This is a genomic window from Paraburkholderia sp. GAS199, assembly GCF_050436585.1.
In the GTDB taxonomy this organism is placed as follows: Bacteria; Pseudomonadota; Gammaproteobacteria; order Burkholderiales; family Burkholderiaceae; genus Paraburkholderia.
In genome coordinates this window covers 100,864-116,522 of sequence record NZ_JBNDMM010000014.1, presented here as the reverse complement: position 1 = coordinate 116,522, position 15,659 = coordinate 100,864, and the positions used below count along the sequence as shown (strand labels likewise).

General features: G+C 63.0%; 15 protein-coding genes. 7 read left to right on the top strand and 8 right to left on the bottom strand.

Features of this window, described 5'->3' with window-relative positions; all coding sequences use genetic code 11:
* Positions 1 to 269 precede the first annotated feature (269 nt).
* The 5 genes from P3T18_RS35870 to P3T18_RS35850 all read left to right on the top strand — a co-directional run bounded on the left by P3T18_RS35870 (position 270) and on the right by P3T18_RS35850 (position 4,451).
* Positions 270 to 521, top strand: a complete 252-nt coding sequence (locus P3T18_RS35870; protein ID WP_429304689.1) for a hypothetical protein — start codon at positions 270 to 272, stop codon at positions 519 to 521.
* Positions 522 to 1,557: 1,036 nt separating this feature from the next.
* A complete protein-coding gene (locus P3T18_RS35865; protein WP_429304688.1) occupies positions 1,558 to 1,797 on the top strand; it encodes a hypothetical protein in 240 nt (79 codons plus the stop codon).
* 344 nt (positions 1,798 to 2,141) lie between these two features.
* Complete coding sequence (locus tag P3T18_RS35860; RefSeq protein ID WP_429304687.1) at positions 2,142 to 3,041, top strand: transglutaminase family protein; 900 nt, start codon at positions 2,142 to 2,144, stop codon at positions 3,039 to 3,041.
* 108 nt (positions 3,042 to 3,149) lie between these two features.
* Positions 3,150 to 3,953, top strand: a complete 804-nt coding sequence (locus P3T18_RS35855; RefSeq protein ID WP_429304686.1) for a transglutaminase-like domain-containing protein — start codon at positions 3,150 to 3,152, stop codon at positions 3,951 to 3,953.
* Positions 3,954 to 4,124: 171 nt separating this feature from the next.
* Positions 4,125 to 4,451 (top strand): hypothetical protein, encoded by a 327-nt coding sequence (locus P3T18_RS35850; protein ID WP_429304685.1) that lies wholly within the window; start codon positions 4,125 to 4,127, stop codon positions 4,449 to 4,451.
* 47 nt (positions 4,452 to 4,498) lie between these two features.
* Here the strand turns inward: P3T18_RS35850 and P3T18_RS35845 are convergent, their stop codons facing one another.
* The 8 genes from P3T18_RS35845 to P3T18_RS35810 form a co-directional block, all read right to left on the bottom strand.
* Complete coding sequence (locus tag P3T18_RS35845; RefSeq protein WP_429304684.1) at positions 4,499 to 5,464, bottom strand: Csu type fimbrial protein; 966 nt, start codon at positions 5,462 to 5,464, stop codon at positions 4,499 to 4,501.
* Positions 5,461 to 7,821: a fimbria/pilus outer membrane usher protein gene (locus P3T18_RS35840; RefSeq protein WP_429304683.1), complete on the bottom strand. Its 2,361-nt coding sequence runs from the start codon at positions 7,819 to 7,821 to the stop codon at positions 5,461 to 5,463. Before P3T18_RS35840 ends, P3T18_RS35845 begins: the two co-directional genes overlap by 4 nt.
* 154 nt (positions 7,822 to 7,975) lie before the next feature.
* Complete coding sequence (locus P3T18_RS35835) at positions 7,976 to 8,701, bottom strand: fimbrial biogenesis chaperone (RefSeq protein ID WP_429304682.1); 726 nt, start codon at positions 8,699 to 8,701, stop codon at positions 7,976 to 7,978.
* Between the two features lie 20 nt (positions 8,702 to 8,721).
* Complete coding sequence (locus P3T18_RS35830; RefSeq protein WP_429304694.1) at positions 8,722 to 9,207, bottom strand: Csu type fimbrial protein; 486 nt, start codon at positions 9,205 to 9,207, stop codon at positions 8,722 to 8,724.
* A gap of 472 nt (positions 9,208 to 9,679) precedes the next feature.
* Complete coding sequence (locus P3T18_RS35825) at positions 9,680 to 11,005, bottom strand: MFS transporter (RefSeq protein WP_429304681.1); 1,326 nt, start codon at positions 11,003 to 11,005, stop codon at positions 9,680 to 9,682.
* Between the two features lie 97 nt (positions 11,006 to 11,102).
* Entirely contained in the window at positions 11,103 to 11,576 is a 474-nt protein-coding gene (locus tag P3T18_RS35820) for a VOC family protein (RefSeq protein ID WP_429304680.1), read from the bottom strand.
* A 79-nt stretch (positions 11,577 to 11,655) separates the two neighbouring features.
* Positions 11,656 to 12,132, bottom strand: coding sequence for a VOC family protein (locus tag P3T18_RS35815; protein WP_429304679.1), 477 nt, complete (start codon positions 12,130 to 12,132; stop codon positions 11,656 to 11,658).
* A gap of 199 nt (positions 12,133 to 12,331) precedes the next feature.
* A complete protein-coding gene (locus P3T18_RS35810) occupies positions 12,332 to 13,966 on the bottom strand; it encodes an SH3 domain-containing protein (protein ID WP_429304678.1) in 1,635 nt (544 codons plus the stop codon).
* Positions 13,967 to 14,217: 251 nt separating this feature from the next.
* Here P3T18_RS35810 and P3T18_RS35805 point away from each other — a divergent pair, with 251 nt between their 5' ends.
* Entirely contained in the window at positions 14,218 to 14,640 is a 423-nt protein-coding gene (locus P3T18_RS35805) for a TOBE domain-containing protein (RefSeq protein WP_429304677.1), read from the top strand.
* A 170-nt stretch (positions 14,641 to 14,810) separates the two neighbouring features.
* Positions 14,811 to 15,317, top strand: a complete 507-nt coding sequence (locus tag P3T18_RS35800; protein WP_429304676.1) for a GAF domain-containing protein — start codon at positions 14,811 to 14,813, stop codon at positions 15,315 to 15,317.
* Positions 15,318 to 15,659 lie beyond the last annotated feature (342 nt).

Below are 15,659 nucleotides of genomic sequence, written 5' to 3'. Positions count from 1 at the left end.
CTTGTGCCGGATTTGACCGGGTCTGCGAAGAGATCTACCCTTTACAGCGCACTTTTTGGACCGGGAAATGGTAATGGGGGGATGGTTAAGTGTGGGGGGAGGGAGGCTCGCGAGGCCGAGTGCTACGCTCAACTTGAAAATGATCGTGATGCATGCCGTCTACTAGCCGGGACAAGAGGGAAGCGAAACTGGGCTATATGCTTGGCGAACGCTTTTGACAGATATCAAGAATGTAGGGGGTATTAATGCGCAAACGTCCACCATATTCAATGGTTATCACCTACGTCGAAGATCCGCAACAATTGATCATGCAAATGGTCGAGTCGGTCAAGGTGGCCCCGCTTTTGGCCGGAACTATGGAGGTCCCCTTTTTTGTGGACGATCAAGAGTTCCAATTCGATGATGAAGCAGCGCGACAACTCGGCGTTGCAATGCTCAATGTGATCGCAGAGGGGCGCCCTGAGGTCAAAAAGCGCTTAAACGTCACGCAGCATCCGATTGATGAGCTACCTGAGGAGTAACTGACCGAGTGTCCAGTGCTGCAACCAAAACAATTCTGGTTGCAGCATTGCAGGGTAGCCTGTCAAATCGAAGAATCCATGCCACCGCCCTGGTGGCCCAAGCCGAACTTGCCAGCCGAAGCCCACATTAAAATCAGGTCAGCCGATTTGCAAGCAACATCCGGAATTTATACCGGAGGAAAAACCCTCAATTAACTGAACGTTGGCAGTTTCAACGACTATGACGCGCGGGCATAGTTCGCAGTTGTCAGCCAGACGTGTGTGGAAAGGGCCGCGAGCCTATGCGCTCTATAAAGAAAAATGCCTTTGACAGATATCAAGGATTCAGAGGTTACTAATGCTCAAGCATCAGCCGTATTCCGTTGTGGTGACGTGCACCGACGATCGCCAGCAGTTGGTAGTGCAGGCTGTACCGAAGGCCACGCTGTCTCCGCCCGTATCCTGAAGCATGGAGATTCAATTTTTTCAGATGATGAGAAGCGTTGTTGTTGACGACGAAACTGCCTGGCAGCTAGGAGTGGCAATCTTTAATGTGATTGTGTTGGGACAATCCGAAATCAAAAAGCACCTTAGTCTGACGCAACTTCTGATTAGGGAATCGTCAGCAAAGTAACCTGCCGGACGCTCGACCTGGTTTGTGACTTGATGCGTGAGGACGATATGCGGCTCACGTGTCGATCAACTTCCGACTTATCTCACTTCATTCGTCTCTACTGTGGATAAATGGGCGGGGGCGGGGCGCCGTCAACATCAGGATACGACCAAGCACAGTGAAATTTTCGCTCGCGCCGCTCGACAGCAATAGCGCGAATCATGCGCACGTGTTCTGATGAACCACGGAATATCAAATACAAGATAACACGACCATCGAGAGTGAAAGAATGCGGGTTTGAAGTGCGCAGATGTGCAGATGACATGCAGATCGGCAGGCCACTCGAACAATGACTCAAGTCGGAAGGTACTCGGCTTTTTTCTACTACCCACTTTGGGGGCTTCGGCGGGAGCAATGTCGCCCGAAACGTTAAGAATGCAAAGAATGACGATCAAAGACAAACAGATTGCATCTGAAGTCGCCCACCGCCTCTACGCCCTGAGCGGTTCAATCAACGAAACAATTCTTTACGTGCGCGAAAATTGTCCCGCCGAGGAGTTCAAGGAATTTTGCCGCGCCATGGGGCAGTTGCTTGATCGCTTGTATGTGATTGGTCTCGAACCACTCTACGAAGACCATCCCGACATTGCTCCCCCCGAGGTCGGCTTTAAATCTCGTCGATAACAACAATGGCACGACGACGCGCGACGCGGCCGGTTCGAAGAATCGCGCCGCGCGTCGAATGAATGGCACAACCCAGAAAAATTCACGCCCCAACGTCGCACCTCACCTCCCCAGCCACACCAATCAATCCCCATCACAACCGTTTCATCCACCGTCCATCTTCCGCCCAATGAATTTGGCGGGTGTATCCTCAACCCGCTACCTTCCCGCCACGGGCCCGTCCATACTTAGGCGGATCGACCGATCCACCAGGGCACGACCATGCAGGGACAAGTCACGCACGATCCGCGTCACGTCCGCGGCATGCATGGCGTCGATTCCTGCCGTCTTTTTCGGGCTATCCGATGAACAAGCCGCAACGCTTCACGGTGCGCCACGTCAGCGTGTACCGCTACTCGGAACCCGTGCGCTTCGGCGAGCACCGCATGATGTTCCGCCCACGGGCAAGTCACGACCTGCGGCTCGTCACCGATCGGCTCGTGATCACGCCCACGCCGTCGCGTCTGCACTGGCTGCACGATGTGTTCGACAACTCGGTGGCGGTCGCGAGTTTTACCGGCGAGGTGAGCGAATTGCGTTTCGACAGCGAAGCGACGCTGGAGCACTTCGAAACGCCCTTGCCCGACTACGCGCTCGAACCGTACGCGATGAACTGGTCGTTCGCCTACACCAACGAGGAGGCGTCCGACCTCGTCAACGCGCGCAGCCGTCAGTATCCCGATGGCGACGTCGACGCCTGGGCCCGCACCTTCGTGCCGTTGCCGGGCAGTCCGGGCGCGAGCGCGAAAAACGGCGCGGGCGGCACGATGGGTTTGTTGCGTGCCATGACGCTCGACATCAAGAACACGTTTTTCTACGTGCGTCGCACGGAAAAAGGCGTGAACCGTCCTGGCGACACCTTGCGCAGCCGCAGCGGCAGTTGCCGCGATTTCGCGGTGCTGATGATGGACGCGGTGCGCTCGCTCGGACTCGCCGCGCGTTTCGTCAGCGGCTACATTTTCGTGCCGGAGCACGATGCCACCCAGGGCGGCGGCTCGACTCACGCGTGGCTGCAAATCTATCTGCCGGGCGCGGGCTGGGTCGATTTCGATCCGACCAATAGCATCATCGGCAATCGTCATCTGATTCGCGTCGCGGTGGCGTGGAACTACTACCAGGCGTTGCCGCTGTGGGGCACATGGCACGGCGCACCGCATTCGTTTCGCGGTCTGCAGGTCGATGTGAGTGTGACCGAAGGCAAGTGACGCGCCGGGAGCGCCGCTTGCTCGTGCTGACTGGCAGGCAGACAGCGTGGGATCAGGACGGCCATCCGGACGCGTCGATCGAGTGTTTCAATTGAAGAGGGCGCTGCGATGAAATTGCGCGTTGGTTACGAGCTGGTCTACGAGTGTGTGCAACCGACGCCCATGATGCTGATGTTGAACACACACTATTCGCACGCCAAAGAAGTGCTGAGTCCGGATCTGCTGACGGTCGATCCGCCCGTGCCGATCGGCCAGTATCGCGACGGCTACGGCAATCTGTGCAGCCGGATCGTCGCACCGCCGGGTCGGCTGGCCCTGTCGACGATCGCGGTGCTCGAAGTGCCGTCCGAACCCGAGCAGCGGCCGCCGTTCGTCGAGCAGCATCCGGTCGAAGCGCTGCCCGACGACACCCTGATGTTCCTGCTCGGCAGCCGTTACTGCGAAACGGATCTGCTGTCCGACTTCGCCTGGCAGATGTTCGGCACGTTGCCGCTGGGGCGCGTGCGAGTCGAGGCGATCTGCGACTACGTGCACAACCACATCGTTTTCGGCTACGACTTCGCGCGTCCGACCAAAACGGCCTGGCAGGCGTGGCAGGAGGCCAAGGGCGTGTGCCGCGATTTCGCGCATCTGGCGGTGACCTTGTGCCGCGCCATGAACATTCCGGCGCGCTACTGCACCGGCTATATCAGCGACGTCGGCGTGCCGCCGCCTTATGCGCCGATGGATTTCGCCGCCTGGTTCGAGGCGTACGTCGGCGGCTGCTGGCAAACCTTCGACCCGCGCAATAACGTGCCGCGCATCGGACGCGTACTGATGGCGCGCGGCCGGGATGCGGCGGATGTCGCGATAAGCAATGCGTTCGGTGCCACGGAACTGGTGAAATTCAACGTGATCTGCGAGGCGGTGTGAGGGCTTAGGCTCTTCGATGAAGGCGGCACGTGTAGCGCACCCCATGAAGCGCCACAAAAGCCGCGGCGGCGAGGCAAAAAAAGCCTAAAGTTTCATCTGCGAAGTGCCGAAAAAAGAGTCACCTCGCGCTGTTCGCCGCACGCTTCGCCCCATTCATCAGGATCACGTTCCATGCGTCTTACCTTCGCCACGGTTGTGGCTATTCTGCTTGCCGCGTCGCCGGCCTCGGTTCTGCAGGCCAAGCCGACCGAGCTGGCGTCCATCGCGGTCAGTCTGGTCGTGCAGGAAACCTGCGTGATCCAGTCCACGGAAGCCGCCATTACCGTGGCCAATCAGCCGGCGGTGGACTGTCTGCACGGCGCGCCGTTCCAGATTACCCAGGCGGGTTTCGATCCGGTCGCGCCCATTGCGCCGCTCGAAAAGTCCGCGGGCGCGCCGGTCGAACTAAGCTTTCTGCCGGAAACCCGGCAAACCACGGTCTGGACCGTCAATTTTTGACGGTTTTTCATGCCTTGAAACAGCCGCACGGCTGACTATTCCTTGCCTCAGAAGCTGATGGTCGCGGTGATCGTGTCGCTGTAGTTGCCCGGCATCGGCGTACTTTGTGCCGGTACGCGTCCATACACGTTGATCGAGACGGCGTTGCCGCTTCCCGTGCCGGTCGGCATGGTCGTGCCGGCGGTGCCGTCGCCCCACGCGGTCGTGAACGCCGAATCGGTGTAGAGCTGGTAATTCACGCTTCCGCCGCCACCCACGCGCTGCATTTGCCGCGCTGCCACGTTACCGCTCGAACCGGCGCTCAGCGCGATCCGGTAGGCGTCGCCATTGGTGCAGCGCGCGGTGATCGCGCCGCTCGCGCTGAGCGTCGAACTCAGTACGCCCGTCGCCGCAAAGCTGAGATTGGTGGCGCTGATGAGGCAGTTGTTCACCACGGTCGCGCTCGCCGTGAAGGCGAATGACCCGCCGCTCGACGTCAGCGCCGCGCATCCCGGCGACAGTAGCAGGAAAAAGCCGTAGTTGAGCGAGGTCTGGCTCAGCAGCTGCGTGTAGGCGGTGTTGGCGTTGCCGGTGGTCGGCACGGTCGGCTGGTTGGCGGCGACGAGGCCGTAGAACGTCACGGTCGCGGTGGCGGTGTTGCCGGTCGCCGGTTTGTCGAGGATCAGCGAGATCGGCGTGGTGCCGAGCGCGGTCGACCCCCACGGCACCGAATGCGCGGCATCCTGGTACAGGCCGTAAGCAAGCTGGCTGCTGCCGCTCGACAGAACGCGCGGCGTCGTGCCGCCCATGTTCAGGCAAACCTGGACACTCGGCGTCAGTGTGATGGCGGGCCACGTGCAGGAAATGCCGACCGTGCCGGTTGCGGCCACGGCGCCGAGGGCGATCGGGCTCACGTTGCCGAAGCTCAGCGCCGTGGGGCTCGCGGTGCACGTCTGCGCGCTCGCCCGTTGCGGCAGCGCGCCGAGCAGCACGCACACCACCACGAAGACGATGACACGCAGCAGCCGTTTCATCGCGCCGCCGCGGAACTCGTCGCGGCGCTGCCGCAGGTGAGGGGGCCGAGCGTGGGCAGGCTGTTGTCGGCGGGACGCTCGTAGTGGAACTCGACGCTGCAGCGCGTTGCGCCGGTTTCGATCTCCAGATGGTTATCGGCTTGCAGATGTTCGATGAAGGTCAGACCGTCGTAGCCGACGATCGTGTCGCTGCCGCTTTCGACGTGATGCACTCGCGTGCCCGGCGGCAGCAGTTTGCCGTCGGCGCCCTTGAGGATCAGCGAGGCGGCGCTGTAGCGCGACACCCTGAAGCTCGCCAGCACGCCCGCGTGCGACTTCGGCACGAGGTCCATCGTGGTGGTGTCGATGCGGGCGTTGGCGGGCAGGTTCATGCTGTCGATCGCGACCTGGTTGTGCTGGTAGGCGTTCAGGTCGGGGATCAACAGATGGCCGTTACGGTCGGTCGTGCCGATCACGCGGTTTTCGTGCAGCACGGGCACGCCGGCCACGCCGTCGGTGGACACCAGCGCGAAACCATCGTCGATGCGCCGCGCCGGCTGGATGCTGTTGTCCATCAGCACGACGGCGCCGGTCACATCCAGCGAGGCACTGGCGCGGCGGTCGATGTCCTGCGCGACCGCCGTCACTTCGCCGTATTTGCCGAGATACTGCGCCTGTGCCTGACGGTACGGCACCGCGCCCGTGCCGCCTGCCTGCACGCCCCAGCCCCAGCCGCCCGCGTAATCGGGCGGGCGTTGCGCGTTCACGTTGTAGGTCGACTGGCCATTCTGCCGGCCGATGTTCGCGTTGATCGAAGTGTTGTTGCCGAGGCCGATGCTCGCGCTCAGAAAGACGCCCTGCGCGTCGTGCTGCAGAAAATCCTTGTAGGTGCTCAGCGTGAGCGAGGCGAGATTGCCGAGGTTCAGCGTGTAGGAAAGCGAGCCGATGCGCGACGCAGGCGCGCCGGGATAGCGATAGCCGATGTAGCTGAGCGAGACGGTCTGACGGCTGAAGAAGGGCAGCGCGAGCGTCACGCGGTCGGTGGCGGTCGGCACGGGCGTACCGTCGCTGGCGGCGAGGTCGCCGTAATTGCCGTAGGCGCGCAGCGTTTGCGCGTCGATCGAAAAATACGGTTCGATCAGCTGATAGCCGATGCCGGCCTGGGTCCCGCTCAGTTTGCCGACGCTCGCCGACAGCGAGCCGCTCACCACGCCGGCCATGCCCAGCCGCACTAGCGCACCGGCGCCCGCGTTGGCGAGTCCGGGCGTGGCTTCCGCGTGGCCTTCGACAGTCAGCGTGTCGCTCACGCCGCGCCGCGCAGAGCCGCTCACTGCCGGACGCGGATCGTAGGAAAACGAATCGATGCCATAAGCGCGGCGCAGGAAGCCCGCTTCGAACGAATAGCTCGACAGACCCGCCGCGAGCATGCGCGTGTCCACGTAAAGCGGCAACGAAGTCGAGATCGTGCGGCCGAGCGCGTCGTGCGTGATGACGGTCGCCTCGCCGGCGCCGGTGATGCCCGGCACGTTGTTGACGATGAACGGCCCGCTCGGCACGTTGCCGGTGAACTGCCGCACGTTGTTGACGTACAGGTCCACCGACGACGGCACGACGGCGGTGCCCGACAAGGTCGGCACCGGGAAGGTCACGAGATCGGGGCGCAGCGCGAAGTTGCTGCGCCACTGGAAACCGCCGATGCGGATCGAGCGGCTCCAGTCCAGCGACGACGTGATGGTGTCGCCGACCTGCGTGGTGCTCAGCGTGGCGGGATTCGACGTGCTCCACGAGGTGTCGTATCGCACGTAGCGGTGCAGGTCGCGATACAGGTAGGCGATGCCGGTGTTGCTCAGTACGCCGTTCGAATCGAAGTAACGCTCTTCGCTCCAGAGCGCGAGTTGCGCGTTGGTGTCCGTCTGGGCGAAGGCGTCGTAGTTGATCAGAAAGCCGCGCGACGCGCTGGCGTTCGGCGTCTTCGACAACTCGCGCGTGTCGAACGTATAGGGCTTGCGAATCGCGTCGGGCACCTGCAGGTCGATGCTCTGGCTCGCGGCGTCGTAGCGGTAATGCAGGCCCGGAATGCGGTCGAGTTCGATGGAGGCGGTGCTGGTCAGCCCGAGTTTGTCGATCGCGACGCCGATTTCGCCGAGATCTTCGCCGCTTGCGCTGAGCCGTCCGCCGGCCTCGTGAAAGCGCACGATCAAGGAGGTGCGCTGGCCGTTGAGCATCACTTCCAGATACAGGTCACGGCCCGGGACGCTGCCCGCCGAACCGGACGACGCGGGCGCATCGGGGCCAGCGGGCGCGGCGGTGTGCGTGCCGCCGGCGGAAGCCGCGGTCGCTGCGGGCGTCTGCGCGCGGGCCTTCGGTGCGCTCAGCATGGCGAGCATCGTTGCAAGCGCGATAGCATGCAAAGTCCATCCATGACGTATTCGCCGTCGTGTCATTCTCATTGTTCGCGTGGCGGTGCATCGTGTCGGTTCCCGTTGACCCGCTTGCCGGCGCGGTCGGCTCGGCCGCGTGCATGGCGCGGCGCTAGTCGAGGTTCACCACGGCTTCGGCCGGCAGCGAATTGACGGCGGCGCGTACCTTCAGCGGACCGTTCTGGCCGGCGTTGTCCGGCAGCGTGACGGGCCAGTGCCGCGCGCGTCCGGCGAGCGCGTAGCCGAGCAGTCCCTTGTTGATCTGCCAGGTGTTGCCGGCCTTGTCGATCAACTGCACCGCGGCGATCTGCGCGCGCTTGTTGCCGGTGTTGTCGACGCGCAGCAGCCAGCTTTGCGCGTTGTGCGACAGATGCCACGACAGCTTCGGCTGGCCGATGTCGGCGGCCGGCTCGACGAACACCGGCACCGAATAGCGCAGGCGGATGGTCACGCCGCTGGTTGGCGCGGCATCCGGCTCGGGCAGTTCGTCGATCAGCACGCGATAGCCCTGTTCAACGGCGGAAGACGCGGTGTTCGTGCGCACCAGCCGCACCAGTTGGTCGGCGTGTCCGGCAATCTGGATCAGCGGCGGGCTGGCCACCAGGTCCTGCGTGGGCGTCAGCGTGTCTTCGCCGCTCGCCTGGTCCCAGCGGAATACCCGCACCTGACCGAACAGCGGCTTTTCGCCGGGGTTTTTCAGCGTGATGCCGGTGGCGTTCGCGTCGGCCTGCATATCGACCATGACCGGCGAGATCTGCAAGGTTGCCGCGAGCGCCGGGGCAACTGCCAGCCATCCCACGCATGCGGCCGCGAGCGGCAGTAAGCGGTCAGCGCGCATGGCGCTCGTGCGCCGCCGGGTCAAAAGTAGACCGTGGCGGTGACCGTGGTCTGGTAAGTATCCGGTTTAGGCGTGGTTTGCGACGGCACCTGGCCGTACACGACGATCGATTGCGCCGACCCGCTGCCGGTCCCGCTCACCGTATTCGTGCCCTGCGTGTTGCCCCACAAGGTGGTGTGCCCGGCGTCCTGATACAGCTGGAAGCCGACCGTGGTGGCGGTGTTGCCGGTGGCGGTGCCGGCCATCAGACGGCTGGTGACGGAGGAGCCGGTGACCGTTCCCGCGTCGAGCCCGACGTTGTAAGGCGTCGTGTTGGTGCAGGTGACGGCGACCGTGGTCTGCTGGTTGATCGCCGTGGCCAGCACGCCGTTGCTGCCGAAGTTCAGCGGATTGGCGCTGATCGAGCAATTGGCGGTCAGCGTGAGGCTGACGGTGAAGGTGGCGGTGGCCGTGCCGTTGGAGTAGACCGCTGCGCGAGCGAGTTGCAGCGGTACGCCGAACATCATGGCGACGACGAGGCTGGATGACAGCAATTTTCGTTTCATCATGAAACCTCTCAGTCCGACACACGGATTTTTATCATTTGCATGGAATGGCGAATCAAACCGGCCAGATAGCGGGATTTATTCGCGGCCCTATTCCAGCGGTGCCATGAAATTATTCGGGTCACCGTCGCATTTGTTGAAATGAGTCTACACCACAGATTCTTCATCATACAAATCTGGCTGAATAAAAATTGTGGTGTATTCGGCGAAGAACCGCGCCGTGCGTGCGTGTCAGGCAAGCGTTTGTGAATTTATTTCTGATTCTGGCATTAGGGAAATACCTGATCGAGGTATTTTTTTCTAATCGTGCGTACGAGAAATTTGTAAATAATTTCGAATTCACCGTGAAATGCTTATGCGAATCGGGTGGGTGATTTAATGCTGAATGATTCGATTAAAGCCGTGTTGATTGAAAATCAACCGCGCAGGCGAGTCAGCGCGTCGCGCTGTGTTCCGCTTTGGTCTGCTGCGGCAGGTTAGGCCGTGTCGGTTCGCGATTGCAAATTCCGGCGCGGCAACGAAACGCGAGGCAATGAAAGTATTCGCCGAGCGCCAGCGCGCGTTTGCGCCGCATCAGTGCAGAGCCGAGCGCGACCGCCGCGCCCATGCCGCCCATTGCCGCCGAGAGCGCCACGATCAGCCAGCCTGTTTGCGTGCGCGCGGAAAACACGCCGACCAGCAGACCCGCGAGCGGCTGGGTCATGTTGTTGAGCAGGATGATGACGCCCGTGGTCTTGCCGTAGTCCTGCGCAGGGATGATTTTCTGCCGTTCGCTGCGTATGTAGACGCTGAACATCTTGTCGAAGCCGACAATCAGCAGGAAGCCGAGCGCGTAGCCCCACGGCGCAGGACTCAGCCCGGCGATCACGCCGCCCGCGCAGATCGCCATAAAGCCGAAGCGGCCGAGCGTCGGCGCGGGCAAGGTGGTACGTGCCACGGTCAGCAGAACGAGCACCGTCGCGATCGCGCCCGCCGTCTGCAATCCGGCGTAGTAACGCGGCGACTGCGCGTGGATGCCGGTCACCATGGCGGCGGATGTCGCCAGCGTGACGCCGATCACCAGGTTTTCGGCGGCGGCGAGCAGCACGATGCGTTTGAGTCCCGGCAGAACCAGCACGTGACGCAAGGCGACCACCAGCGCATCGAAGATCGGCCGCACGAAGCGGCCCTTCGCCACGGCCGGCGGTTCGATGGGCACGAAGCGGCTCGTGCGTTGCCACAGCAGCAGGGCGGCATCGGCGATCAGAAAGAGACCACCCGTGCCGGCGACCACCCATTCCCAGCGCCACACGGCCAGCATCGCGGCGGCAAGCATTGGGCCGAGCACGAAACCCAACTGGTCGGCGAGTTGCGAGTACGCCAGCACGCGCTGAAACTGCTGCGTGCTGAAGATCTGCGGCAGCATCACTTCACGCGCCACCAGCCCCTGGCTCGTCAACACACCGCACAGCGCCGACAGCGCGATCAGCCAGCCAATGCCGCCGAACAATGCGTAAGCGAGCACGCCGCCGAAACAGGTCAGCGCGCGCACGGTCTGACTCACGCGCATCAGACGCAGCGGCGAGACGCGATCGCATAACGCGCCGAAGAACGGAAACACCAGATAGCGCGGCAGCGTCTCGACGAAAAACGCGAGACCGGACCACGACACCTGATGCGTGGTCTGAAACACGACGAGCGGCACGAGAAACAGCAGAATCTGATCGGCGAGACGCGCGACAAACAGGGAGTAGAAAAAAGCCTGATGAGTGAGGCGCACAGTGGAGGATCGCCGATGACAGGTCGAGACCGATCGTATCAAATGACGATGCCCCGCGTTTGCGGGGCATCGTCGGGGACTGCGGTTCATTGCGGCGTCAGGCGCCGCGATACGCCTGTTCGAGTTGCGCGATATCGAGTTTGACCATCTGCATCATGGCCTTCATGGTGCGGCTCGCCTTCGCGGAATCGGGGTCTCGCAGCATGTCGCCCAGTGCGTCGGGCACGATCTGCCACGAGACGCCGAAGCGGTCCTTCAGCCAGCCGCATTGCCATGGCGTGCCGCCGTCGAGCAGCCGGTTCCAGTAGCTGTCGATTTCCTCCTGCGAACTGCAATGCACGAACAGCGAAATGGCCGGCGTGAACGTGAAGTTCGGGCCGCCGTTCAGCGCCATGAACTCCTGACCTTCGATTTCGAACGTGACCGCGAGCACGTCGCCTTTCGGACCGGGACCGGCGTCGCTGTAGCGCATCGTGGAGGCAATGCGCGAGCGGCCGAAGACGCCCGTGTAGAAGTGGGCGGCTTCCTCGGCGTTGCCGTCGAACCACAAACAGGGTGCAATCTTTTGCATCAGGTCTTCTCCTTTGCAGAGATCGGCAGGGTTGGCGGAGTCGGCACGGCGCGCACGTCGTGCGCGCCGGCCTGGCGGCTCATTTCTGACCGCACTCCATGTTGCGCATGTTCTGCTGGATTTGTTCCGCGGTCAGGTCCTGCTTGTGCGTGGCAATCGACCAGCGATGGCCGAACGGATCTTGCACCTGGCCGTAACGGTCGCCCCAGAACATGTCGGTGACGGGCATCGTGACCGTGGCGCCGGCTTCGACCGCCTGCTTGAAACGGGCGTCCACGTCTTCGACATACTGGTGAATCGTGACCGGCGTGCCTTTCAGCGAAAGCGGGCCGAACGCCTGATGTTCGGGCCATTCGTCGGTCAGCATCAGCATGGAATCGCCGATTTTCAGGCACGCATGCATGACCTTGCCGCCGGGACCGGGCAGGCGAAACTGTTCGACGGCATCGAAAGCCTTGGCGTAGAACGCGATCGCCTCGGCGGCGTTGGCGCAGATCAGGTGCGGCGTCAGCGAATGCATTCCCTCGGGGATCGGTTTGACAGCGGGGCTGGACATGACGGCGACTCCTTGAAGTAACGGGTTCGTGAGTTGAAAGGCCGGTGACATGCGTAGCCGCAGCACATCTCGCCGCGCGCACCAGACGGATCGAACGCGGCAAGCCCGGCCTTCAACGTTACGACGACTGGACGGCCGGGAGATCGACACTCCGGAAAAAATATTTTTGCGGAGTGTCGATGATGATTGGAGACGGCTGCTAGCCAGCCGGATTGTCGTCGTCGGAGGGCGTGGCACTCGCGCCGGCCGGTGCGCCGAGAATGCTGATCTGGAACGTCGGCGTGCCGGCCAGCGATTGCAGCGCCGCGTCTTCCGGAATGTGTTCGAAAAGCGGCAGGATCACCGATCCGCCGATCACCGCGCGACGGCTGTTGTCGGCGGGGCGCAGACCCCAGACGTCCTGATACACCACCGGCACGGTCGTGCCGTTGCGCGTGGTGTTGCCGATATACAGCATCACGTGGCCGCCGATGTAGATCAGCGTACGGAATGCGACGCCGTGCTGGGCGAGATAGTCGAGCCGCTGCGCCGGTGTGGACGCCGACAGGTCGATCATGCGTCCGGCGCTCATCTGCGTCGACGAATGGCGCGGCAACCAGACGCCGAAAGTCGCGAAAATGCTCTGCAACTCCGACGAACAGTCGTTGTAGAAGCCGCTGTTGCCCCAGCCGTAGGGCCGTCCGATCAGCGCTTTCATCAGCATCGCGAGATGGCGCGGCGTGGCGGCGAGCGGCGTCGGCGCGATCTGCGTGCCGTTCAGTGGCGCGGTGCGGATCAGCGCCTGACCGTCGACGTCGCGCACGGGGATCAGCACGGTGCGCAAGGCGGCGGCCGGGTCCGTGGCCGAAGTCGGCACGGCTGGCGACGCGTCGATTTGGCCCGGCGGCCTGGCGAGCGTGCCGCTCGCGAGCGGCAGCAGCGTGCCGGCCGGCGCGTCGAAGCGGAACACGCCGCGGCTGTCGCTTATCGGCGCCGACGCCGTGATGACCGCGCCGAGCGATCTGGCGGCCGCCGCGCGCCAGCTGTCGATGAAGCGGCTGTCGGTCATGCCGACGCCTTCGCTGCGCACCCAGCCTTGCACGTCGGGCGTCTGCACGTATTGCCACGCGCCGTCGACGCTCGTGCCGAGCACGTAAAGCGGCGTGCCGGGTCGCACCGCGGAGATCTGCAGATTGTCGAACGGATAACCTTCGCCGGCGAGGCGATGGTCGTAATAAGACGGGTCCATGGTCGGCAATTCGCGCACCGGCAGGTTGCCGGTGGCGATGGCCCGGCGCTGCGGCTGATACGCGACGGTCTGACCGAACTGCGCGACGTTCATGTTCTGCGCAATCGCGTCGATCCACGCCTTGTCGTGCGGACGGAAGTTCTCGCCGTAGCCGAGCGCGGCGCCGCTTTTGCCGTCGTTGTCGAAGCGCTCGAGGCGGCGCTGCTGCAATGCGGCGATGTCGGCGCCCTGCTGGCGATAAACGCGCAGCGTGACGTAGGCCGGGTTCCAGGGCGACGGCGCGTTCGTGCCGGTGCCGAAGTAACGCGCAAAGAGGGCGCGCAAATGCGCCTGCTGCTCGACTTCGCTCAGAAACGGGGTGTCGTAGCCGGCGCTGTCCGGTTCCAGCCAGTGATCGACGTTCTGGTCGTAGCCGGTCATGGGAAACAGCGAGACGGTGTCGGCCGGAACCGGCGTGACATGCGGCGTCGCAGGATTGCTGCACGCGCCGAGCAGGGCGAGCACGGCCAGCGCACTCACGGCAAGGCCCGATCTGGCGCGCGCGGCAAGCGGACGGCGGCGGACATCCGTGGATCGGGCAAGGCGGAGCAGGTCGTCGACAGGCATGGGTTTCGGCGATAAAGGTCCAAGGGCTGGATGATACGGTGTCGCACCGCGCCCCGGGGCGTTGGCGTGTCGCAACGTTATGAGTACGTTGTCGTCACGCTTTTGTGCTTTCATTGAGATAAGACTGCCCGATCGCGGTCGCGGCGCGCTTTTCAACGCACGCCGCGCGTGCCGCCGGTCGCCGGCGTTTCGATCCGCTCAACATATTGCCCCGCGCTGTCCGCACGGGGCGCCAACATCAGGGGAACACCATGAAAACCAGCGCACGCAACCATTTCGCCGGCGAAGTCACCGAAGTCAAGCATGGCGCGGTGAACGACGAAGTCATTCTGCGCAGCGACAACGGCCTGGAAATCGTCGCGGTCATCACGCACGGCAGCGCCAGGACGCTTGGCCTCGCCGCCGGCAAGAAAGCGTTCGCGCTCGTCAAGGCATCGTCGGTGATCGTGATGGTCGACGTGGCGAAGAATCAGGTGTCGGCGCGCAACTGCATCGCCGGCACGGTGTCGGCCGTGACCAAGGGCGCGGTGAATTCGGAAGTCACGATCGACGCCAACGGCGCGCAGATCGCCGCCATCATCACGAACGAAAGCGTCGAGCGCCTCGGTCTCGCGAGCGGCAAGGCGGCAACGGCGATCTTCAAGGCGTCGAGCGTGATCGTCGGCGTCGAGTAATACGCCTCGCGCGGAGATGCGTCGGCGAGACCGGCGCATGTCTGCCCGACGGTGTGCGGGAAGAATGAAGGGAACGAAGCAGGCGCGCAGCGAGCCATGAGCGTTTTTCCGGCTTGCTTTAAAATGCAGGGCTTGCCGTTCCTCATTTGCCTTCATTCACGGACGCCGTCATGTTCGAAGTTTCCTCCGCCTCGCACCTTCCCAAAGCCGCGCAATACGAAGAACTGGTCGCTCAGGCGCGGTCGCTCCTCGCCGGCGAAACCGACTGGATCGCGAATGCCGCGAATTTTTCGTCGTTCGTGTTCCATTCGTTGAGCGATCTGAACTGGGCCGGCTTCTACTTCCACGACGGCCAGGAACTCGTGGTCGGTCCGTTTCAGGGCAAGCCCGCCTGCGTGCGCATTCCACTCGGCAAGGGCGTCTGCGGCACGGCTGCGCAAACTCGCCAGACGCAAGTGGTGCGCGACGTGCACGAATTCCCCGGCCACATCGCCTGCGATTCCGCTTCGCAGTCGGAGATCGTAGTGCCGCTCGTCGCACCGGACGGCACACTGATCGGCGTTTGGGACGTCGATAGCCCGAGCGTTGCGCGTTTCGACGCGGAAGACGCGAAAGGCATGGAAGCACTCTGCGCGGTCTTTATCGAAGCAGCATTGCCGCGCAGCGCCGCGGCCTGATCTCCCTTTGCACCGCGGCGTTTGCCGTGCATCGACCGGGCGCGACGCGTCCGGTCCGCGCGTCGAGTCTCCTGACGTCGCGCGCTTTCGTCGATCGCGAGCTTGGCCGCCGCGACTCGCATCCGGTGCAAACACCGTAAAAAACTTCAATCAGTATTTCCCGCACACCCATCGCGGCGATTTGGCGCGCGCGGGAAAGCCGCTATCATAGGCACGGTTCGCCAAACATCGGACGAACTGGCCGGCCTTGTCAAATCGTGCCGTCGGCGTCGAAAACGCGAAAAAACCGCTTGAAAGCGGGTGTTTCGCGCACTTCGCCTGTTCCGCTTACTCGCTTGTTTC